The following is a 20074-nucleotide window of genomic DNA, read 5'->3' on the forward strand; positions in this document are numbered from 1 at the left end:
ATGGATGCAAGGGGACCGACCGGCTGTTACGCCTGGCCGGTCTGAACTCGCCACTGCGCGGAGTAGGGGCCGTTGTTCTCCAGCAGTTCCTCGTGGCGGCCGGATTCCAGAACCCGGCCGCCGGCGACGACGGCAATGGTATCCGCATCCACAATGGTGGACAGCCGATGCGCAATCATGATCACCGTGCGATTGTGCCCGATCCGTTTCAAGGAGCGCTGGATGGCTGCCTCGGTTTCGTTGTCCACGGCACTGGTGGCTTCGTCGAGCACCAGGATGGGTGGGTCTTTCAGTAGTGCGCGGGCCAGTGACAGGCGCTGGCGCTGGCCACCGGAAAGCCGAACCCCGCGTTCACCCACGGCGGTGGCAAGTCCCTCTGGTAGTGCTTCAATGAATGACCAGGCTTCCGCCGTCTTGGCAGCTTCAGTAATCTGTTCGTCACTCGCGCCGGGGGAGCCGTAGGCAAGATTGTCACGGATGCTGCCCTCAAACAGGTACACGTCCTGGCTGACCAGGCCGATGGCCTCCCGCAGAGATTTCAGGCTGACGGACTGGATAGGCTGGCCGTCGATGCGGATCTGGCCGCCCGTAGGATCATAGAAACGCAGCAACAGCTTGATCAGTGTGGACTTACCGGAACCCGTTGCCCCGACTAGCGCCAAGGTGTTTCCGGCTGGTACCGCGACAGAAATGTCATCAATACCGGCACCACTGGACGGATAGTGGAAGCTCACACCCTCGAAGGTGACTTCGCCCTTCACCGGTTGTTCCAGTGTTTTGCCGGAATCGTCCCGCACGTGAACCGGCTCAGCCAACAGGTCCAGAATGCGGCGGGTGCTCGCCATGGCCCGTTCAAAAAGGTCAATCACTTCCGCAAGGCCGGTCAGAGGCCACAGCAGACGTTGGGTCAGGAACACCAGCACGCCGTAGGCGCCCACATTCAGCGAACCTTCCAACGCCATCATGCCGCCTACAGTAAAGGTGGCCAGGAAACCCGCCAGAATTGCCATGCGGATGACCGGAATAAACGCGGAGCTGATGCGAATGGCCCGGCGGTTGGCATCCACATAGGCTTCGCTGCTGGCCTTTAATCGCTCCGCTTCCCGGTTCTCGGCCGTAAAGCTCTTAATGGTGGCAATGCCGCCCAGATTGTTCGCCAATCGGCTGGACAGGTCACCTACTTTCTCACGCACGTCGGCATACAGCGGGCCTGCCTTGCGCTGGAAGTAGAACGCTCCCCAGATGATCAGCGGAATCGGAGTAAACGCCAGCAGGGCAATGAGCGGTGATAACACGAAAAACACAGCGCCCACGGCAACGACCGTCACCACCACCTGAATCATCGCGTTGGCGCCGCCATCCAGGAAGCGCTCCAACTGGTTGACGTCGTCGTTCATGGTAGCGACCAGCTGACCAGAGCTACGGGCCTCGAAGAAGCTCATGTCGAGCTTCTGGGCGTGTTCGTAGGCATCCTGCCGAAGGTCAGATTGCAGGCGCTGGGCCAGGTTGCGCCAGAGGATCTGAAATAGGTACTCGAATATGGACTCGCCAGCCCAGATGAAAAACGTCAGGACGGCCAGAATGGTGATCTGTTCCTGGGCCGTATCGAACCCCAAACCAGCAACGAAGCTTTCTTCCTTGTTCACCACCACATCAATGGCGATACCGATCAGGATTTCCGGAGCGATATCGAACAGTTTGTTGATGACGGAACAGGTGGTGGCGGCAATGATCTGGCGACGGTAACCGCGAGCGTATTTCAGCAGTCGTCCCAGGGCGGCAAAGCTGCTGGTGGTATGAGGGGAAGACTCTGTCATGGTTCGCTCCGCTTGCGCCAGAAAGCGGCAAGGGTAGCGGATTTGTCCGTCGGTTAAAAGAGAATCATTATCATGAAGCCCCGCCGAAGCGCGGGGAATCTTTTGCTACAGAATCTCCACGCCCTCACATTTGTAGCGGCCTACCAGGGTGTCTTCCTGCAAAACCTCGCCGTCCAGGTTGAAGCAGAACAGCCAGGTTTCAGTATGATCACCGATTTCAACACTTTTCAGGCCAACGCACTCATTGGGGTAGCCTGGGATGACCTTGAACGAGGATATTCCCCGTTCCGGCACCCGTTCGCCAACTGTGAGGGTACGGATGTTGCTGAAATCCTCGTCTGCGACGATCAGGGTGTTGGCGCCGCGTTCCCGTTCATCGATAGGTTCGTCGAAGGGCTCCGTTGAAATTTTGCGGGGGAAGAACAGCCATTCCTTGCGGTCGGGATGCCACTCCGCGGCCTCGTGGATCACGTAGCCGTTCGGCCCAACCGCCAGGGCATCGCGTATGCGTTGGTAGTTTTCCCGCCAGTCGATGCTGCTCAGTGCGTACTGCCGGTCCAATACCTTGATCCACTCTTCCTGGGGCTTCTTGCCATGGCTGCCGACAATCATATTGTCGCCTTTTAAAGTAGCCCACTCGCTTTTAAAACCTTTGAACTTCTCGTCACCGCTACCGGTCATCAGGATGTGGCGGGGAACAAGCTGGTTCTCATTGCGGATCTCGCACACCAAGCCGGTGCGGTCATCAAAAGTGACCAACCGCTGTCCAAACTGCACCAGTTCGGAGAACTCCGCACCACGGCCGCCCTCGGCAATCAGGCTAATAAGGTGGTGTTCACCACCCTGGTCCTCCGGGATCTCTTCCAGGCGGTAGCTCACTTTTCCGGTATCCGGATGCACGTCGCGATAGAGCTTGTCGTAACGGAGAGTAGATTTCCAGGCGGTCTGGCCATCTTCCAACTCAACCTGGGAGGCGTGGTCTTCGTCAGTAATGATAGCAAGGGTGTATTCGCGGGTTCCCGGTTCATAGCGCTCGAAACGGGACAGGTCGGCGGGCTTCTGGCTCATGATTGTCCTCCCGGCGTTGGCTTGGCTACCTCCGTACCTTGGATGATGGCTCCAGCGATTTCCAGCCCCCGCTAATTAACGTTTCTTATTCTGTTGCAGCCAACGGTCGAGCTTGTCGGCGAATTCCTTGCGGTCGGTCTGGCTGAAGGGCGCGGGACCACCGGTGACCTGGCCGGCGTTGCGCATTTCTTCCATGAAGTTGCGCATGGCCAGGCGCTGCCGGATGTTCTCTTTGGTGAAAGCCTGGCCGCGCGGGTTAAACACGTCCGCGCCTTTTTCGATGGCTTCGGCAGCCAGGGGGATGTCCTGGGTGATCACCAGGTCGCCTTTTTCCATCTGGTCGATAATGTCATTGTCGGCCACGTCGAAACCCTGGGGTACCTGCCGGCGCTTGATGTAGGGGCTCGGGGGCAGGTTGATGGCGTGGTTGGCGATGAACGTGGTGTCCACCTGCCAGCGGGTGGCAGCGCGGCAGAGAATTTCACGGATAGGCACGGGGCAGGCATCGGCGTCGACCCAGATTGGCATGGTTGGTTCCTGTATTTGCTCAGTTATGGGCGAAGTTTACCTTTAGCAGGTGGAACCAAGGAAATTTCACAACACAGGAACCTTTTAACCGGCCTTGAGCTTTGGAACGCTATAAACCTCCTGTCCACTCAGTTGAAGGTATTTCTGAATCACCAACAGTGCAATGGTCAGTTCCATTTGTTGGTCAAAAAACTTCTCCACGTACCGGTTGGCGTTCGCAATGATCGCCTCGGCTTCGTCTGGGTGATCCTGGTAGTAACGAACCTTCTCCGGCAAGTCGGAGTGGTCGTCCGTCAGTTCCACGTAGTGGTAACCGGGCACTAGCGCACCTTCCATGAACCAGGTTTCGAAGCGGGGTCGGCGCATCAGGCACAGGGAGTTGGAGGCCATGATCCACTTCAGGTTCGTCGCCACATCAATACCTTCAACGCTCACCACGAACTGGTGCTGCAACTGCTCGTCAATGCCCATGAAGCCCTTGTGGTAGGACTGTGCCTCGGGTTCCTTATGCAGGGTACAGCCAATATCGCACAAGGGGTGGCCGATAAAGCGTGTGGCGAAATCGATACGGTGCTGGCGGTTGGACTTGCCCCGCCACACCGCCACGGGCTTCTTCTGGCGAAACGGTGTTGGGTCCTCAAAAAACTGGTAATGCCGAACCGTGTTGAGTTTGAGTAAGACTGAGTTGCGGTTGGATCCATTCTGCCGCACGGGCCGGCTTTTCACGAAACGGGCTTCGTCGGGAATCTCCGTAACATCCCCGAATTGGTAGTCCACTTGGCAGTGCCGGGGGAAACACTGGATAAGGTTGCGAAAATCGAAGCAGTAAGCGCTACTCTTGCCCGCGAAAGTAAAATCACCGGCGGGTTCTGACGTTGACGGCAGTGTGAACGGTGCCGACAGGCGATTGTAATAGGCTACCCTGGCGTCGATGGCCGCCTTGCGCTCGGGTGTTTCTGCCTCGTAAGCTGCCATCAGCAGGTCGCATTGGCGTTGCCAGTAGGCTCGGGGAATCAGGGAGCGCACCGCGTTACCGGAGTAGTAACCCAGTTTGTGCAGATTCTTGGAAAAATTGTCACCGACTCGCATTGTTGTCACCGGACGTTGATTTAGACGCCCTACCGTAACGGGCTAAGTGCAAGGAAATGTCAGGCAAACATCAATAAAACATCAAAGTGTGTCAGGAGGATGAAATGGGTGAGCCGTCTTTACAGCCTCTGCCGCCGGTGTTGGCCGGGCCGATTCTCCGGCACACCACGTTTAACCGGATCACGCTCTGGCTGGTTGGCTCGTGCGCGCTTTCTTTGAGGCTGCGCCTGTATCTGCCGGATTCGGACGAGCCGTGGATGGATCGGGTACTGGTGGAGAGAAACGTCACCAGAGTGCGTTTCGGAACGCATGCCTATCTCTACCTGATCGACGTTGAAACTGACGAAGCCTTGCCGGCAAATACCCGCGTGGGGTACGACTTGGGTGTTATGGAAGGCGCCCCGAATGCAGATGGAAGCGGCGTGCGCTGGATACGGGAATGGGCACCACACCTGTGCTTGCCGGACTCCGAACGGCCTGATTTCATAATCCGTGAGCGGTTGGACAGGATCGCCCACGGCTCATGCCGCCGGCCCCATTCTGCCGCTGCCGATGGCATGGTAAGAGTGGATCAATCGCTATTGGACGCCGGAGACAACATCTCTGGGCGGCCGGCAATGCTGCTGCTGGCCGGCGATCAGATCTACGCGGACGATGTGGCCGGCCCCATGCTGCGGGCCATACACCACTTGATCAATCGCTTGGGGCTCTATGAGGAAGCGCTTTCTGGTGGTTCGGTCAGCGACAGCAAAACCTTGCGGGAAAACGCAGATACTTACTTTCACCGTGAGAAACTGCTACCGGATGTGCGTAGTAACGAGGCGCTGATCGAGCGATTCTTCGGCGGTGTGCGAAAGCCCGTATTCACCACCGCCAGTGCCCATAATCACTTGATCTCCCTCAGCGAAGTGATGGCCATGTACCTCTTGGTTTGGTCACCTGTGTGCTGGGAACTGGTAGAGCGGGACCAGCCCGCATTGTCTTCCGAGGACGCCGCCGTTTTTCAGGACCAGCAGGCCGCCATTGATGACTTCGTTGCCGGCTTGCCGCGAGCTTCCCGGGCGCTGGCGCACCTGCCCACCTACATGATCTTTGACGATCACGACGTTACTGACGACTGGAATTTGTCTGCCCTTTGGGAAACTACAACTTACGAACACCCGTTCTCCCGGCGCATCGTTGGCAATGCCCTGGTGGCCTACCTTTTGTGCCAGGGCTGGGGCAATAACCCCGATGCGTTTGATGACATCATGCCTGACATCAAGGAACTGGCCGCCTCGGCAGAGCAGGGCGGTGTGTTCGACCAAACCGGGCAGGACCAGTTAATCGATACCCTGCTGCAGTTCCAGCAATGGCACTACACCCTGCAAACGTCACCCAAGGTGGTGGTGCTGGACACCCGCACCCGCCGTTGGCGAAGCGAACTCAACCGCGCCCGCCCCTCCGGCTTGCTGGACTGGGAGGCGCTGACGGAATTCCAGCAGGATGTGATGGGCGAAAAGGCCGTGATTGTTGTGTCTCCCGCCCCTATGTTCGGCGTGAAACTGATCGAAGCCATCCAGAGCGTGTTTACCTTCTTTGGCAAACCGTTGGTGGTAGACGCCGAGAACTGGATGGCCCACCGGGGCGCCGCCAACGTGCTGCTCAATATCTTCGGCCACTCCCGCACACCGGAAACTTTCGTGATCCTCTCGGGTGACGTGCATTATTCCTTCGTCTACGATGTTCGACTGCGCCACAGGCCGGAACGGCCCAGAATCTGGCAAATCACCAGCAGCGGCATTAAGAACGAATTCCCCCACACCCTTATGGAGTGGCTGGACAGGATCAACCGCTGGCTTTACGCGCCCTGGTCCCCGCTGAACTGGTTTACCAAACGCCGGCGCATGCGCGTAACCCCCAGGATGCCGGAAGGTCGCGACGCCGGCGAACGGCTATGGAACAACGCCGGCATTGGCATGGTGGAACTGGATGAAACCGGTGCACCAACCAACATTCGGCAACTGAACTCGCGCTCTGGCGGCACACAGTTTCGGAAACCGGAACGCCATGGCCCCGACGATCATTCCCATTAAAACAACCGTAGACGAGGTAAAAAGGAACATGAACTCACTCAAAAAACTGGCCACCAGCGCTCTGATCGCCTGCTACACACTGATCATCACCCCGGCCATGGCCCACGATCACTCCACGGATACCCTCACTGTTAATCACCCCTGGAGCCGCCCAACGCCCCCCGGAGTGCCCATGGGCGTTGGCTATATGGCTATTACCAATCACAGCGACAAAGACATCACCTTTACCAGCGCCACTACCCCAAGGGCAGAGAGCGTCTCTATCCACGAAAGCACCATGACTGACGGCACCATGAGCATGCGCCCCCTGAAAGGTGGCCTGACCATCCCCGCCGGTGAAACCGTAGAACTGAAACCCCACAGCTACCATCTGATGTTGGAAAAGCTGGATAAACCATTGAAGGAAAGCGAGCGCGTGCCTCTGACGATGAGCTTCGACGGCGTGGATTCAATGGACGTAATGCTGCATGTTGAACCGCTGGATGGCGATATGAAGATGGACGAGCACGGAATGGATCATTCCGGGCATTGATTGATGTTGACTGGGGTTTTACGAACGCTGGATATACGCCCAAGTTCGTATAACACACTGCTAGGGCTTACTACGTCCCAGCCAATAGCCAGGCTTTCGGGAGTGGTGGGCAATGGCAATTACGACCGTTTCTTCCGGCAACTCAATCGCGACTATGTCGTACGGGAAGCGGTCGAGGATTAGACGTTTTGCACCGGTATCGCCAGCTTCTTCGGGAGAGGTGATAAGAGGATAAAGTTTTCTTCAATCACGTCGATGGTGGCATCAATGGCAGCGAAAAACTCAGCTCCAAGTCCAGCCTGCTCATATTCGTACCATGCTGCTGCCTCTATTGCTTCCTGCGAGGCTTCTTCCAGTATCCTTACCGTTCGCACTGTTACTGGCCTAACCTAGCTCGCATCTTTGATCGGAATTCTTCACGGCTCAGCAGCGTGGCTTTTCCGCTCTTGACCTTGGATACACGGCGAACGATTTCATCGTTCCAAGCCTGCTCGACAGAGTCGTCGCGAGGGCCGTCCAGGCTCATTATGATCTCGCGAGCCAGCGCTGCACGTTCCGACTCGGAGAGAGTCGAAATCTGGGAGCGTAGGTGGTCTAATGTTTCGGTGGTCATGGTGCCTCCGCGACTGGCGATACGATTATGCTATCCCGATTCAATGGCCCTAACAAGGGACTGTGGACTCAATCTCTCTGGCGCTCAATTTCGCCGGTTATAAATACATTAGGAAGGGAATCATGAAACCGAAGATCAGTGTTATCACGCTTGGTGTGGAGGATCTGCAGAGGGCCACTCGCTTCTATGGTGAAGGTCTCGGTCTGCCAAAGCACGACTTTGAAGGTGGCACCATATCCTTTTTCAGTCTGGAAGGAACTTGGTTGGCGCTCTACCCGCGGGAGGAGTTGGCTAAGGACATCGGGTTAGCAGCTTCCACTCAGGTTGGCTTTTCGGGCATTACGCTGGCACACAATGTTGCAAGCAAGTCAGAAGTTGATGCTGTCCTCGATCAGGCAGTATCTGCAGGCGCCCAACTCATTAAACCGGCGGTGGAGGTTTTCTGGGGCGGCTACTCCGGTTATTTTCAAGATCCGGAAGGTCATTATTGGGAAGTAGCCTACAACCCTTATCAGGACCTGACGTAGTGGCGGAGCCATCGGCAGCTTCGTGCGTACATGCTTGGAAGCAGCTAACCAGGCGTTTCACTCGGATGCCTTTGTCTCCGTTCCGCTCTGTAAAGGCCATTGGTGAGCTCCGAGTTATGCACCAAGGAGAATGGAATGCCGATAACCGGCGAGTGTTTCTGCGGAGAGGTGAAGTACCAAGTCGATGGCAGACTTCGTGATGCGAGGTCTTGCCACTGTTCCCGCTGCCGCAAAGCATTCAGCTCCCAGGCGTCAGCATACGCATTGGTTGAACCAACTGAGTTCAGGTGGTTGTCTGGCGACGGATTGCTCACATCCTACGTCGGCAGTCATGGTTTTGGGTTGCAGTTTTGTAGTAGATGCGGGTCTACGCTTTGTGGCATTTTTGATGGCGTCATTCATGGCGTGACATTGGGTTGCGTTAACGGTGATCCGAACATCGAGATTGGTATGCACATCTTTGTGGGTTCAAAGGCTGCGTGGGAAGTTTTACCAGATACAGTGACTCAATATTATGCGCAGGGTCCGGATAGTGCATAACTGGGTAGTTAACCAGGCACTGAAAGAGTGGCCGCGTTTGGTTTCCTCGGCTGCACTCCGTACCGGCCCAGACGTTACAAATCAGGGAGTAGCCATCTGATGGAAGTGCGCAAGGACGATTACCTAATTACTGATGACGTATCCAAGGTGCAACTGGATGTCGTCCACCGCTTGCTTGCTACAACCTATTGGGGTGACCGCCGCCCCAGAGAAATCATAGAGCGCATGGTTGCGGGTTCCATCTGCTTCAGTCTTTACTTTGGTTCGGCGCAGATTGGTTTTGGGCGGGCAGTCACCGATAGTGCTACGTTTACCTGGGTAGCGGATATTGTGGTTGAGCCAGAGTTTAGAGGTGCCGGCTTGGGGCAGTGGATGATGGAATGTTTGGTCGCGCACCCTTCAATTAAGGAAACTCAAATGGTGTTGCAAACCCGTGATGCTCAAGAGCTGTACGAGAAGTTTGGCTTCGCTGGAAACAGTGCTCTCATGAGCACAAAAGTCACTGATTTATAAAAAGTCTTAGCAGTATGCGGCCGCCGGATGCCCTTTCTGTGGCTCTGTTGTCGCTTCTATAAGGTCGCCGCCTAAATGTTCACCTTTTTAAATTGTTCAAGGTTCAGCTATGGATCGACAACTATCGTTTCTGCGTGAGATAGATAAGCTCAAAAATGTGGTGCGGAAATCTCCGCTCATCGACCGGTCTCGCAAGGAGAATTCAGCCGAGCACTCCTGGCATTTGGCCATGTATGCGTTAATCCTGTCCGAATCATCAAATCAAGAAATAGATATCAACCGTGTGATTCGCATGCTTCTAATCCACGATATTGTAGAGATTGATGCCGGTGATCACCCAATACATGAATCTGCGAATAGAGAGAATCAGGATCTTTTGGAGCAGCAAGCAGCACGATGTATATTTGGCCTTCTTCCAGAGAGTCAAGGCAAGGAGTTGATTGAGCTTTGGCAAGAGTTTGAAGCGGGGACTAGTGATGATGCTGTATTTGCTAAAGCGCTAGATAGAATGCAGCCTCTCATCCATAACATTGCTACCGATGGAGGTACTTGGGCTGAATCCAATGTCACAAAAGCTCAAGTAAGGGAGCGCTATGGGCCGACTATCAACGAAGGTTCATTCAGTCTTTGGTCCAAAGCAGAAGAGTTGGTAGAAAAACACTTTGAGTAAACCTCTACTCCGTGCTAGGCGTCAGCATTTAACAAGGATGACTGTGTGAAGAGCTCGAAAGTTGGAGTGGTTCAAATTCCATCCGAAAGCGGAGGGGGAAATCCACAAACGGAGGCCATCCCAAAGGCCTCCGGGCTGGCGCCACCCAAGTGGGGATGACGACTGCAATCGAAGAGGAGTTCACATGAGCTACAAGGCGATAAACTTCAAAAACAAGCTCGATCTCTTTGATGAGCAGTGGTCGCCCAAGTTGATTGCCGAGATGAATGACTATCAGTTTAAGGTAGTCAGAATCCAAGGAGATTTTGTGTGGCACGACCATAAGGAGACGGACGAGACGTTCATTGTGCTTGAGGGCAGTCTTAGAATTGATTTCAGAGATGGCCATGTGAATCTTGCCGAGGGTGAAATGTATGTGGTTCCAAAAGGCGTTGAACATAAGCCCTATGCGGAACGCGAGGCGAAGGTTTTACTTATAGAACCGAGGGGAGTCGTGAATACCGGGGACGAGGGCGGTAGCCGCACGGCGGAAGGTGCCTGGATTTGAAGCAGCTGATAATCTGCGGCAGTTCTCCATAGAGTCTCCGTTGGTGATGGTGAGTTCTCACTTGGGTGCATTTTTGATAATGAACCGAAAAATCGGACTTTGGATGGATGATGGCGAGTGAAAGCTGGTTGTTAGTTGGTGGACTGGTCGCCATCGTTGTAGCGGTCGTCCATTCTGTGCTTGGCGAAGTTCTGATTTTCAAGCGCATGCGTAAGGAGACAATTGTCCCAACGCGGGGGCAGCCGGTCCTCAGAGAGCGTTACGTCAGAATATTGTGGGCCACATGGCACATCGTTTCAGTATTCGGTCTGGCCATTGCGGGGGTACTCGTTTTCATGTCTCTTTATCCGGTCACCGATGTCCGAGGCTTATTTCTCCGAGCGGTGGCAATTTCAATGGGCGTATCCAGCGCATTGGTTCTTTTCGCAACTAAAGGAATGCACCCGGGATGGGTCGGGCTACTGATCGTGGCGATATCAGCGGCAATGGCGTTCTAGGTCTGGGGGATGCATAACAATTCAATAAAGTTCGTTTTGCACTTCCCCCCCCCACTTCAATAGGCACGCATCGATAACTCCGCAAAGGGAGGAAACCGATGCCTGCTATCAAGACTGGCAAGGAAACCGAGAAGTCACGACGCGCAGCATGAATGCCTGGCGTCACAGTAGTCTTGGTTGTCGGACTTCGCTAGAGTTCGAGGGGAACAACTGATGGAGTGTGTCTGTTTTGGGGAAGCCCACTTATTTATGAATCAAAAATCGCGATTTTCACCAGGTGTAGCGTCAGAGGAACGGGTAGTTCTGTTTGATGGGGGATGTCGACTTTGCTCAGCCTGGGCACGTTTTCTTATCAAGTTTGATAGGAAACGTCAGTTCAAGCTGGCAACCGTACAATCATCGGAAGGAAAAGCTGTACTGCAATGGCACGGATTTCCAACCGATTATTACGAGACAATGTTGCTGGTTGAGGGAGGGCACATTTACACGAAATCTTCGGCATTTTTGAGAGTGATGCGGCGGCTTCCTTGGCCTTGGCCACTTGCGTGTATCGGCTGGGCTGTACCATCATTTATCCGGGATTGGCTTTACGATCGTGTCGCATTAAATCGTTACAGGCTATTCGGTCGATATGAGACGTGCGTTGTTCCGAATAAGGATCATGACTCCAGGTTCCTAGGTGAATAGTACATTTCTCAGTTACGCAGTTTGTCGGTGCACAATTGCCTTTGTTTGGTTCTATCATGGATTGGTTCCAAAACTGATAGATCCGCACGAAGATGAGCTGGCAATGAGTATGGCTATCGGGCTATCTCGGTCTGGTGCGGAAATGATGGCTACTATTGGTGGGGTGGTTGAGATAGCTATCTCAATTGCCGTTTTGGCATTCTGGCGCCAACGCTGGCCTCTGCTTTTGACCTTGGCAGCAATGGTCGGCCTGTTAGGATTTGTAGTTATGTTTCAGCCGGTGTTGTTAGGCGCTGCGTTTAACCCAATGACAACTAACATTGCGGTGATAGCACTTTCAGTCGTTGGTTTGCACCTTCAGCGCTTGGCGAATGTAGCGACAAGTGCGTGATGACGATGTTTTGAGGCTGTAGATAGAATCTGAAACCCCCCGGTTTTGATAGGGTCAGGCAGAAGAGGGTGCCGAGCCAGTGGCGACTATACTGCCTGGTTAGAGCTAAGTGAACCTCAATCTGAGGGAGACAAAATGAAGGTAAAACGAATAGTTACCAACATAGCGGCGGCAACCCCCTCAGAAGCAGAGAAGTTCTACTCGGCTATTTTTGGACTGAAGGTCGTGATGGATCATGGGTGGATACGAACCTATAGCTCGGGCGAGGAAATGACCACTCAGGTAAGTGTGGCATCGGAAGGTGGCTCTGGCACGCCAGTCCCTGACCTCTCTATAGAGGTTGATAACCTGGAGATCGCTTTGGAGAGAGTGAAGAACGGAAATGTTGAGATTGAGTACGGGCCGGTAAGTGAACCTTGGGGCGTTCGCAGGTTTTATGTCCGTGATCCGTTCGGGAAGCTCATCAACGTATTACAGCATGAGTAACCGTAGGGGATGCTCTAACAATTCGCTCCGTGTTAGTGGGTAAAGGTATGGAACCCGTTGTTCAGGAAGAAACCACTGGTTGTGGTATAGCCGCAAGTGCAGCTTTAGCAGGCATCAGTTATGCCGAGGCTAAACGGACTGCAAACGCGCTGGGTATTTACGCCGACGATACGGCGCTTTGGTCAGAGACAGATCATGTCCGGAAACTTCTACAGGAGTTTGGTCTCTCGGTGTCGCCTAAAGAAACGCCATTTGATTCCTGGGACTGCCTTCCCGACAAGGCCCTCTTGGCTATCAAGTGGCACATAGAGCGTGATAAGCCGTTCTGGCATTGGGTAGTCTTTGTCAGAGAGAGTGGTGAGGCAAAGGTGTTGGATTCCAAAAAGGCACTGAAAGCAAATGTTCGCAGGGATTTCGGGCGCATGAAACCCAAGTGGTACATTGAGGTGTAAAACTAATAGGCCGCAGCAGTGCGCGGCCTGAACTGAAGTTGATGTGTCAGAGTAGGAGAATCTGAAAATAAGATGTACTTACTTGGCGGTGAAAAAGTGGTAGGCATGTAACAGTTCATTCCGCCCAGGTTTTGACGGAATCAAACAAACGGACAAGGAGGTACACAAATGAAGCAAACGGGTAGCTGTCTCTGCGGAGGCATTCAACTGTGAAAGAAACCACGTCAGCAAAGCTTGTACCAGCAGCTAATCATACCGCTTCGCCATTTGGCACTGCGTTTTCTGATCAGATGACGCTCGTCCGTTATGCTGATGGGCGTTGGTCTGAGGTGGAGACGATGCCGGTAGGACCTTTGCCGCTGCACCCGGCATCTCATGTGCTGCATTATGGCAGTTCGTGTTTCGAAGGAATGAAAGCTTTTCGGATGCAGGACGGCAGCGTTCGTATCTTTCGCCTTGACCGTCATGTTGCACGTTTTCAGCGCAGCGCCGAGTTGCTTTGCTTGCCTCTGCCGCCCGCCAACATTGTTGAAGCAATGATCCGCCAACTCGTTGAATTATGCCTTGACGATATACCAGAGGCGCCTGGTGCGCTCTACCTAAGGCCGGCACTGATTGGCACGGAGGAGAATATCGGTGCAGCGGGTGCTCCCTCGGCACAAGCCATGCTCTATGTGTTGGCGTCGCCCGTTGGAGATTATTTCTCGAGAGGTGATCATGGTTTGACTATCCTGATCGAAGATCAGGAGTTGCGGAGTACTCCCGGCTTCGGCCAGGCGAAAGCTGGAGGTAATTATGCCTCAGCGCTTCGCCATGTCGTTAAAGCCAGGAAAGAACATGGAGCAGATCAGGTGTTGTTCTGCCCGAACGGCGATGTGCAGGAAACAGGGGCGTCGAACTTTTTCCTGATCAATGATTCTCAGCTGCTTACGAAGCCTTTGGATGCGTCGTTTCTGCATGGCGTCACCCGGGATTCGGTAATAACCCTTGCTCGAGACTTGAACTATGAAGTCATCGAACGAGATTTTACCGTTGCAGAGGTCATGGATTGGATTCAGGCCGGAGAAGCCGCGTTATCCGGCACAGCAGCTGTTCTTTCTGGTGTGGGATCGTTTGTGTACAAAGGTGCTACTTACAAGGTAGGCGATGGTAGCACCGGCCCTAATACTCGAAAACTGAGCGACGCACTGCGGGCACTGCAATCTGGTAGAACTGAAGATAGATTCGGCTGGCTGAGCTGATTGTTGCTTCTGGAGACGGGGTCACCGAGCTCTCGTTCTGAAGATGTTCGCCGTTTCCGCTTCTTCAAGGCTCCAAAATTACCGAAAAGTTCTGCGGAATGTTATCCAATTAGAGCGGAGGCACAGATGAAATCAATTGCGACGTCACTCATGTTTGTTGGAGAGCAGGCTGGGAAAGCCGAGGAGGCCATCAGGTTCTATACCTCGCTATTCGTTGGTTCAGAGATTGTCGATATTCAACGTTACCAAGCCGGCGAGCATGAACCAGAAGGGTCTGTGAAGATGGCGAAGTTTAAGATAAACGGTCGAGAGTTTATGGCGCTCGACAGCCACCTTGATCATCAGTTTACGTTTACGCCCTCCGTGTCACTGTATGTTGAGTGCGAGTCGGCGAGCGAAATTGAGGAAGTATTTAAAGCCCTGGCAGAAGGTGGCTCAGAGCTAATGCCGCTGGATAATTACGGTTTTAGCCAGAAATTCGGGTGGTTGAATGATAGGTATGGTGTGTCTTGGCAGCTAAACCTGTCGAACTAGTGAGTGGGAGACTCAGGCAATGGCTACAAATAAACAGCCACTACCGGAGGTCGTTTCTTCGGAACAGTGGAAAGCAGTCCTTGATCAGCTTCTTATAAAAGAGAAAGAGTTAACCCGGGCACGGGATGCACTGAACGCCGAGCGTCGGAAGTTACCGATGGTGAAGGTGGCTAAGCGCTATACGCTCCAGGGAGAAAATGGCGCAGCATCCTTGCTCGATTTGTTTGAAGGGCGCCGTCAGCTCATTGTCTATCATTTCATGTTTGCCCCGGATTGGAATGCTGGCTGCGACGGTTGCTCCTGGTTGGTCGATGCCATGACACACCCGGCCCACCTGCATGCTCGCGATACGTCGTTGGTTATGGTGTCACGCGCACCAAGGGAAAAGCTCACGCAGTACAGGTCGCGGATGGGATGGACGGCTCCTATTCCGTGGTATTCGTCTTACGAGAGCGATTTTAACGTCGATTTCGGCGCAACCACAGATAACGGCGAAAGGCACGGTGCCAGTGTTTTTATTCGCGACGGAGATGACATCTACCGCACCTACTATACGGGTGCGCGTGGCGTCGAATATCTCGGCACTCTCTGGACATACCTGGATTTGACCCCCTTTGGTCGTCAGGAAACGTGGGAAGACTCTCCGGAAGGCTGGCCGCAGACGGAGCCCTATGTATGGAATCGCCGCCACGACGAGTATGACGTCTGACAACTCGTATGGAGGAAAGATGATATGAACACGGCTCCCGCACCTTATCCCATCGGTAAACCTGGCACTCCCTGGGGTGAGATGGAACGTGCTGAGTGGTTGTCACAACAGACCCGTCAACGCAGCTACGAGTCTGATGTGTTGAGTGTGATCGAGCGTCTGAGCTCGCGTTTTGACGTGGAAGAGTATGGCCATCTGAACTATGGCCCCGAGAGTTTTCCGTTGATGGCGATCCGGAGTCGCGACTGGCACGACAATTTGCCGGTCGTGTTGGTAACGGGCGGGGTACACGGGTATGAAACCAGCGGTGTACACGGAGCGCTGCAATTCGTTGATCAACATGCGGCGGATTACGTGGGCCGCGTTAACCTATTGGTCGCGCCATGTGTCAGCCCATGGGCGTATGAGCGTATTCATCGTTGGAACCCGAATGCGGTCGATCCGAACCGTTCGTTCCGCGATGGGGGCTTGGCTGAAGAGTCAGCGGCGCTGATGCGATTGGTGGCGCCTGTCCGCGATCGTGCACGGCTGCATATTGACCTGCACGAGACCACTGACACCGACGAAACAGAGTTTCGGCCGGCGCTCGCGGCCCGTGACGGTGATCCGTTCGAGCCGGGCGAGATTCCGGACGGATTCTATCTTGTCGATGACAGCGATAGCCCTCAGCCTGAGTTTCAGCAGGCGTTGATCGAGGCAGTGGGGCAGGTGACGCACATTGCCCCGGCTGATGGTAACGGCGAGATCTTTGGCTCACCGGTCGCCGCTCCGGGCGTCATTCAGTACCCGCTCAAACAGCTGGGCTTGTGCGCCAGTACTACTCGCGCTCCCTACAGGACCACCACTGAGGTCTATCCCGACAGCCCACGTGTAACCCCAGAGCAATGCAATGCAGCGCAGGCGGCTGCAGTGTGTGCGGCGATCGACTACGTGCTGGCAAAACCGTAGGGAAGGGTGGCCAGGATTCTGCAACATAAAGTGCGTCGTTTTGAGGGGCGGCTGTCTATTTCGTAATTTGTCTCTGGTTGAAAAAGCCCCTTCCAGCCGTAACGTGATGAAGAGTGAAGCGAAAAAATTACCCATCACTCAATTGCACCAGTGGGAGGTAAGCAATGGCAAACGTGCAAAACTGGAAATCTGACCGCGAACAGTATCAAGCGGCCTGGGCCAAGTACCAGAATGTGGCTGAGCGGATAGATGCCAAATACGAAAGCCTTGATAGCGGCACCAAGGATCAGGCGCCCGCTGAGGAAGATTTATCTGAGTTACAGGAAGCTTGGAAAGAGCTTGAAAACGCTCGTGAGCGCCTTGGCGAGTATAACAATGAGCTCCATGAGCGGCATATGACCCAAGGTAAAAGCATGTGATTTTGTAGGTTTAATCTCAGCTTGAGAAAGGAAATCCGACATGACTATTTTTGAGCAGCTTCGGGCAGACCATGACACGCAGCGAGAGTTGATTGATCAGGTACTTGCAACCAGTGGGGCCAGTGACGAGCGTGATCGCCTGTTTTTGAACCTGAAAAAGCAATTGGAAGATCATGCGCTTGCCGAGGAACGTTATTTTTATGTCCCATTGATGAAGTTTGATGCAACTCAAGAGAAGGCCAGGCACAGCGTCGCAGAGCATCATGAGCTTGATGAGTTGATCGAGGCTGTTTCTGGTGCTGAACAGGACTCCGCAGCGTGGCTGTCTCACGCAAAAAACCTTGCTCACAAGCTGCTGCATCATCTTGAGGAGGAAGAGCGCGAAGTGTTTCCCAGCGCCGGCAAAGTGCTTGGTGAAGACGAAAAGTCTTTATTGGGGTCGGATTACCGAAAGGAGATGGACAAGAGGGCGTCACCCTGAGGAAGCGTTAGAGGCGTGTACTGAAGGCGTGTCTAGATAGCTTTTATCCGTGTCAAAGGCCGGAGAGTAGCGCTACTCTCCGGCCTTTGTATTTGGGATGGCAATTAAAGCCAGGTCAGGCCTGCGCTGATGATGATACCGGTGACGATCAGCAGCATTAGGCAGTAGCCCATGATGTCTTTGGCTTTCAGCCCGGCGATTGCCAGCACCGGCAGGGCCCAGAAAGGTTGCAGGAGGTTGGTCCAGGCGTCGCCCCAGGCAACGCCCATGGCTACTCTCGGTATGTCAGCGCCAAGCTCTTGTGCGGCAGGCAACATAACCGGCGCCTGAACAGCCCACTGGCCACCGCCGGATGGCACGAATATGTTGACCACCCCAGCGCTGATAAAGCTCCAGAATGGCAAGCTCTCGGCGCTTGCAATGGACACAAAACCGGTGGAGATACTTGCTGCCAGTCCAGATGCTGTCATCACGCTCATGATGCCTGCGTAAAACGGAAACTGGATAACGATGCCGGCGCCGCCTTTCACGGCTTCATTCAGGCTGGCAAGCAGACGTTTCGGGGTCTGGTGAAGGATGATTGCAACGAACAGGAACATGAAGTTCACAATGTTCAGGTTCAGTCCGCCGCCATCAATAAAGTACTGGAAGATAAATGCGATACCGCTGAAACCGATCAGCCAGGCAAGCGTTCTGCTGTTTTCCAGATAGTCGGCGGGGCGATTGATAACAACGGAGGTGTCGGGCTCGTCGTCCAGGATTTTAGGATCTGCGTACACACTGTCTCTTTCGTCGGGCAGCATGAGGCGGTTTACCAAGGGCACAACAATAAATAGTGCTGCGACAATGGCAAGGTTAAAGAAGGCGAAGATGGTTTCGCTGGTGCCGATAACGCCAATCACGTCGGCCGTGAAGTGGTTTTCGGTGGCAATTGTCAGCGGGATGGAGCCTGCAAGCCCGCCGTGCCAGACAATGAACCCGGAATAGGCACTGGCAATCAGCAACGGATAGTGTACGCGGATTTGCCGGGCGAGGGCTTTGGCAAACAGCGCGCCGACCACCAGGCCAAAGCCCCAGTTGATCCAACTGGCGACCAACGCGATGAAGGTAACCAGTACAATTGCCTGGCCCGGTGTTCTGGCAAGGCCTGCAATCCGGTTCAGGATGCCACGCACCAGTGGGGTGCTCGCCATCATAAAGCCGGTTACCAATACCAGCAGCATTTGCATTGAGAAGGTCAGCAGGTTCCAGAAACCGTCTCCCCACATCCCTACCACCGCCATGGGGCTATGCCCCTGGAACACCATAGCGGCAACGAATGACAGCAGCGTCAGTATGATGACGAACAGGTAGGGGTCTGGTAGATATTTGTCTACCAGACTGACCATTGGTTTGGATGCTCTGTCTAACACATTGACCCCCAAAATTTTTTCCAGCTTGTTTTATTGCTGGCAAGCTAAACTAAAAGCATGGGGTAGCACCAATTATCCTTTCGCCGTATTGCATTGCTCTCTCATTGGGGGAGGGTACTCCCACCTTCGTCTATTGCTCCCAGATAGCCCGATTTCTATAATCACTTGTTGGTCCGCTGCCTGATAGCGGCACAGCGATCTTCATAATCCCAATAAAAAGGAAAACCACATGTTGAAACGTCGCTCACTTCTGGCTGCCGCGGCGGCTACCCTGCTGTTCAGTGCTGTTACCCAAGCCGACTACAAGGATGAATACACGGTTTCCACCGTGCTGCCGTCTGCTTTCCCCTGGGGGCAGGCAGCTGATAAATGGGTGGAACTGGTGAAAGAGCGCTCCGATGGGCGTATCAACATGAAAATCTATAGCAATTCCCAGCTGGTCTCTGGCGATCAGACCAAGGAATTTTCGGCCATGCGTTCAGGGTTGATCGATATGTCAGTGGGGTCCACCATAAATTGGTCGCCACAGGTGCCTGAACTGAACCTGTTCTCCCTGCCTTTCCTGATGCCGGATTACGAAGCTATCGATGCGATCACTCAGGGTGAGGCTGGCGAAGCTGTCTTCGCGGCGATCAAGAAGCGTGGTGTTACTCCGCTGGCCTGGGGCGAGAATGGCTTCCGTGAGCTCTCCAACTCCAAGCTGACCATTGATGAGCCGGCCGATCTGGATGGCTTGAAAATCCGCGTTGTGGGTTCGCCGCTGTTCCAAGATACCTTCACGGCCCTGGGAGCCAACCCCACCCAGATGAGCTGGGCCGATGCCAAGCCGGCGTTGACCACCGGTGCTGTTGACGGCCAGGAAAACCCGTTGTCGGTCTTTGATGTGGCGCGTATTGATCAGGTTGGCCAGGAGTACCTGACCCGCTGGCACTACATGGCAGACCCACTGGTGTTCGCAGTCAGCAATACCATCTGGGACCAGTTTAGCCCGGAAGATCAGGCGCTGTTGAAGCAGGCGGCAATTGACGCCGGCCAGTGGGAAATCGAGAAATCCCGTAGCGAAGTCGACGCGACCCTGGCTGCCATCAAGGAGCGTGGCGTGGAGGTCACTGAACTGACTGACGAACAGCGTGATGCCTTCATGAAAGCCACGCAGTCGGTTTACGAAACATGGACTCCGCGCATTGGCGAGGATCTGGTCAAACACGCGCAGGAAGCGGTCGCCAACCGTAACCAGTAAGAGCGATCTGTTCAGGCGCCCACCATTGTCGGTGGGCGCTCTTTTCGAACCGGAGTTA

26 protein-coding genes are annotated in these 20074 nt (G+C 54.2%); 19 read left to right on the forward strand and 7 right to left on the reverse strand.

What is annotated here, in order from left to right; genetic code table 11:
- Positions 1 to 26: 26 nt before the first annotated feature.
- The 4 genes from AC0B60_RS01025 to AC0B60_RS01040 form a co-directional block, all read right to left on the reverse strand.
- Positions 27 to 1817, reverse strand: a complete 1791-nt coding sequence (locus AC0B60_RS01025; RefSeq protein ID WP_465083337.1) for an ABC transporter ATP-binding protein — start codon at positions 1815 to 1817, stop codon at positions 27 to 29.
- Positions 1818 to 1922: 105 nt separating this feature from the next.
- Positions 1923 to 2885 (reverse strand): hypothetical protein, encoded by a 963-nt coding sequence (locus AC0B60_RS01030; protein WP_465083339.1) that lies wholly within the window; start codon positions 2883 to 2885, stop codon positions 1923 to 1925.
- 75 nt (positions 2886 to 2960) lie between these two features.
- The gene (locus AC0B60_RS01035; protein WP_465083341.1) at positions 2961 to 3413 is read right to left on the reverse strand and encodes a YaiI/YqxD family protein; all 453 of its coding nucleotides are present in this window, start codon (positions 3411 to 3413) and stop codon (positions 2961 to 2963) included.
- A gap of 84 nt (positions 3414 to 3497) precedes the next feature.
- Positions 3498 to 4502, reverse strand: coding sequence for a glycosyl transferase family 90 (locus AC0B60_RS01040; RefSeq protein WP_465083343.1), 1005 nt, complete (start codon positions 4500 to 4502; stop codon positions 3498 to 3500).
- A 104-nt stretch (positions 4503 to 4606) separates the two neighbouring features.
- On the opposite strand from AC0B60_RS01040, the gene AC0B60_RS01045 reads away from it, so the two are divergent.
- Both AC0B60_RS01045 and AC0B60_RS01050 read left to right on the forward strand, forming a co-directional pair.
- A complete protein-coding gene (locus tag AC0B60_RS01045; protein WP_465083344.1) occupies positions 4607 to 6577 on the forward strand; it encodes a metallophosphoesterase family protein in 1971 nt (656 codons plus the stop codon).
- Positions 6578 to 6605: 28 nt separating this feature from the next.
- Positions 6606 to 7109, forward strand: a complete 504-nt coding sequence (locus tag AC0B60_RS01050; protein ID WP_465083346.1) for a copper chaperone PCu(A)C — start codon at positions 6606 to 6608, stop codon at positions 7107 to 7109.
- A 179-nt stretch (positions 7110 to 7288) separates the two neighbouring features.
- Here AC0B60_RS01050 and AC0B60_RS01055 read toward each other — a convergent pair whose 3' ends face one another.
- Together AC0B60_RS01055 and AC0B60_RS01060 are read right to left on the reverse strand one after the other, a co-directional pair.
- Complete coding sequence (locus AC0B60_RS01055) at positions 7289 to 7483, reverse strand: hypothetical protein (protein ID WP_465083347.1); 195 nt, start codon at positions 7481 to 7483, stop codon at positions 7289 to 7291.
- A gap of 2 nt (positions 7484 to 7485) precedes the next feature.
- Positions 7486 to 7722, reverse strand: coding sequence for an addiction module protein (locus AC0B60_RS01060; RefSeq protein ID WP_113862274.1), 237 nt, complete (start codon positions 7720 to 7722; stop codon positions 7486 to 7488).
- Between the two features lie 122 nt (positions 7723 to 7844).
- Here AC0B60_RS01060 and AC0B60_RS01065 point away from each other — a divergent pair, with 122 nt between their 5' ends.
- The 16 genes from AC0B60_RS01065 (at position 7845) to AC0B60_RS01140 (ending at position 17364) form a co-directional block, all read left to right on the forward strand.
- Complete coding sequence (locus AC0B60_RS01065) at positions 7845 to 8249, forward strand: VOC family protein (protein ID WP_465083349.1); 405 nt, start codon at positions 7845 to 7847, stop codon at positions 8247 to 8249.
- A gap of 135 nt (positions 8250 to 8384) precedes the next feature.
- Positions 8385 to 8789 (forward strand): GFA family protein, encoded by a 405-nt coding sequence (locus AC0B60_RS01070; protein WP_465083350.1) that lies wholly within the window; start codon positions 8385 to 8387, stop codon positions 8787 to 8789.
- Positions 8790 to 8888: 99 nt separating this feature from the next.
- Complete coding sequence (locus AC0B60_RS01075; protein WP_465083351.1) at positions 8889 to 9302, forward strand: GNAT family N-acetyltransferase; 414 nt, start codon at positions 8889 to 8891, stop codon at positions 9300 to 9302.
- A 109-nt stretch (positions 9303 to 9411) separates the two neighbouring features.
- A complete protein-coding gene (locus tag AC0B60_RS01080) occupies positions 9412 to 9972 on the forward strand; it encodes an HD domain-containing protein (RefSeq protein ID WP_465083352.1) in 561 nt (186 codons plus the stop codon).
- Between the two features lie 184 nt (positions 9973 to 10156).
- Complete coding sequence (locus tag AC0B60_RS01085) at positions 10157 to 10519, forward strand: cupin domain-containing protein (protein WP_465083353.1); 363 nt, start codon at positions 10157 to 10159, stop codon at positions 10517 to 10519.
- Positions 10520 to 10626: 107 nt separating this feature from the next.
- Positions 10627 to 11016, forward strand: coding sequence for a hypothetical protein (locus AC0B60_RS01090; RefSeq protein WP_465083355.1), 390 nt, complete (start codon positions 10627 to 10629; stop codon positions 11014 to 11016).
- Positions 11017 to 11265: 249 nt separating this feature from the next.
- The gene (locus AC0B60_RS01095) at positions 11266 to 11703 is read left to right on the forward strand and encodes a thiol-disulfide oxidoreductase DCC family protein (protein ID WP_465083357.1); all 438 of its coding nucleotides are present in this window, start codon (positions 11266 to 11268) and stop codon (positions 11701 to 11703) included.
- Positions 11696 to 12094 carry a DoxX-like family protein gene (locus AC0B60_RS01100; protein WP_465083358.1) on the forward strand — a complete coding sequence of 133 codons (399 nt, stop codon included), beginning with the start codon at positions 11696 to 11698 and terminating at the stop codon, positions 12092 to 12094. Before AC0B60_RS01095 ends, AC0B60_RS01100 begins: the two co-directional genes overlap by 8 nt.
- A gap of 135 nt (positions 12095 to 12229) precedes the next feature.
- Complete coding sequence (locus tag AC0B60_RS01105) at positions 12230 to 12580, forward strand: VOC family protein (RefSeq protein WP_465083360.1); 351 nt, start codon at positions 12230 to 12232, stop codon at positions 12578 to 12580.
- A gap of 47 nt (positions 12581 to 12627) precedes the next feature.
- Complete coding sequence (locus AC0B60_RS01110; protein ID WP_465083362.1) at positions 12628 to 13032, forward strand: hypothetical protein; 405 nt, start codon at positions 12628 to 12630, stop codon at positions 13030 to 13032.
- Between the two features lie 209 nt (positions 13033 to 13241).
- Positions 13242 to 14273 (forward strand): branched-chain amino acid aminotransferase, encoded by a 1032-nt coding sequence (locus AC0B60_RS01115; protein WP_465083364.1) that lies wholly within the window; start codon positions 13242 to 13244, stop codon positions 14271 to 14273.
- Between the two features lie 126 nt (positions 14274 to 14399).
- Entirely contained in the window at positions 14400 to 14807 is a 408-nt protein-coding gene (locus tag AC0B60_RS01120; RefSeq protein WP_465083366.1) for a VOC family protein, read from the forward strand.
- 19 nt (positions 14808 to 14826) lie between these two features.
- Complete coding sequence (locus AC0B60_RS01125; RefSeq protein WP_465083368.1) at positions 14827 to 15516, forward strand: DUF899 domain-containing protein; 690 nt, start codon at positions 14827 to 14829, stop codon at positions 15514 to 15516.
- Between the two features lie 24 nt (positions 15517 to 15540).
- The gene (locus tag AC0B60_RS01130; protein ID WP_465083370.1) at positions 15541 to 16464 is read left to right on the forward strand and encodes a M14 family metallopeptidase; all 924 of its coding nucleotides are present in this window, start codon (positions 15541 to 15543) and stop codon (positions 16462 to 16464) included.
- Between the two features lie 164 nt (positions 16465 to 16628).
- Entirely contained in the window at positions 16629 to 16883 is a 255-nt protein-coding gene (locus AC0B60_RS01135) for a hypothetical protein (protein WP_465083372.1), read from the forward strand.
- A 40-nt stretch (positions 16884 to 16923) separates the two neighbouring features.
- On the forward strand, positions 16924 to 17364 hold the full coding sequence (locus AC0B60_RS01140; protein ID WP_465083374.1) for a hemerythrin domain-containing protein: 441 nt from the start codon (positions 16924 to 16926) through the stop codon (positions 17362 to 17364).
- Positions 17365 to 17468: 104 nt separating this feature from the next.
- Here AC0B60_RS01140 and AC0B60_RS01145 read toward each other — a convergent pair whose 3' ends face one another.
- A complete protein-coding gene (locus AC0B60_RS01145; protein ID WP_465083376.1) occupies positions 17469 to 18776 on the reverse strand; it encodes a short-chain fatty acid transporter in 1308 nt (435 codons plus the stop codon).
- A gap of 229 nt (positions 18777 to 19005) precedes the next feature.
- Here AC0B60_RS01145 and AC0B60_RS01150 point away from each other — a divergent pair, with 229 nt between their 5' ends.
- The gene (locus AC0B60_RS01150) at positions 19006 to 20016 is read left to right on the forward strand and encodes a DctP family TRAP transporter solute-binding subunit (RefSeq protein ID WP_465083378.1); all 1011 of its coding nucleotides are present in this window, start codon (positions 19006 to 19008) and stop codon (positions 20014 to 20016) included.
- Positions 20017 to 20074 lie beyond the last annotated feature (58 nt).

This window comes from Marinobacter sp. V34 (assembly GCF_055524115.1).